This is a genomic window from Acidisphaera sp. L21, assembly GCF_009765685.1.
Lineage (GTDB): Bacteria > Pseudomonadota > Alphaproteobacteria > Acetobacterales > Acetobacteraceae > LMUY01.
Genome location: NZ_LMUY01000117.1, coordinates 1 through 206, shown reverse-complemented (window position 1 = coordinate 206; position 206 = coordinate 1).

The window sequence follows — 206 nt, the reverse complement described above, 5'->3', positions numbered from 1 at the left end:
CCCAGGCCACCAAGCGAGGCCGATGCGATAGGGTCAAGGGGTTAGCCCACGTTTCCAATCCGGTTTGCCAAGCCGGACCGCGCGCCCGACACGGGGAATCGGGAACGGCAAAGCGGCGATGGAACCGGTCTCGCCAGGAAGAACCGTGGTCGTTCAAGGCACTAGGTGTAGCTTGGGCTGTCTCCGCCATTGCGCAGGGTAGCCCG